Source organism: Streptosporangium sp. NPDC002607 (assembly GCF_053592655.1).
Genome location: NZ_JBSFWD010000175.1, coordinates 1 through 1017 on the forward strand (window position 1 = coordinate 1; position 1017 = coordinate 1017).

A 1017-nucleotide genomic window follows, 5' to 3' on the forward strand; every position below is an offset into this window, starting at 1 on the left:
GGGTGCGGGCTGCGCACCCTCGCGTTCCTGATGCTGGCCGTGGCCGACTCGCTGCCCACGCTGGTGACCGCCTCGGCCCTGACCGGGTTCGCCGGCGCGCTGTTCAACCCCGCGGTGCGGGCCTATCTCGCCCAGGAGGCAGGAGAGCGGAAGGTCGAGGCGTTCGCCGCGTTCAACGCCTTCTACCAGCTCGGCATCCTGATCGGGCCGCTCATCGGCCTGCTGCTCAACGCGGTGGCCTTCAGGCTCGTCTGCCTGATCGCGGGCGTGATGTTCGCCGTGCTCACCGTCGCCCAGCTACGGGCCCTGCCCAAAGGAGAGCGTCCACGGGCCGAGGAGAGAGGCGGCGTGCTGCTGGAGTGGCGCGAGGTGTTCGGCAACCGGCCCTTCCTGCTCTTCTCGCTGGCCATGATCGGTTCGTACGTGCTGAACTTCCAGGTCTATCTGGGCCTGCCGCTGGAGATTCGCCGGGTGACGGGTGGCGAGCTGGGGGTCACCCTCGTCTTCGTGGTCTCCGCGGTGCTGACCATCGCCGGCCAGGCCCGCCTGACCGCGTGGGCGACCCGGCGCTGGCGGCCGCCGCAGGCCATCGCCAGAGGTCTGGTCCTGATGGGGCTCGCCTTCGCCCCGGTGGCCCTGGCCGCCCCCTGGGCGGGCGGCGCCGGCACGTCCGGCGGCGTCGCCGGGGTGCTCGTGCTGCTCCCCGTCCTGGGGACGGCGGCGCTGCTCAGCCTGGCCACCATGATCATCTATCCGTTCGAGATGGCGACCATCGCCACCTTCGGCGGCCGGCACATGGTGGGTACCTATTACGGGCTCTACAGCACCCTGGCCGGCATCGGCATCGCCGCGGGCAACCTGCTCACCGGGTGGGCGCTGGATCTGGGCGCGCGGCTGGGTCTGCCGAGCCTGCCCTGGCTGGCCCTGACGCTGATCGGCCTTGGCTGCGCCGCGGCCGTGGCCGCCCTGGATCGATCGGGACGCCTGGCGGCCTCACCACAGACCGCTCCGGCGACG

1 protein-coding gene is annotated in these 1017 nt (G+C 72.0%); it reads left to right on the forward strand.

The genetic code is table 11. The features are described from left to right. The coding region (locus ACWD3H_RS47715) for an MFS transporter (RefSeq protein ID WP_451959813.1) at positions 1-1017 on the forward strand (1017 nt) is incomplete at both ends.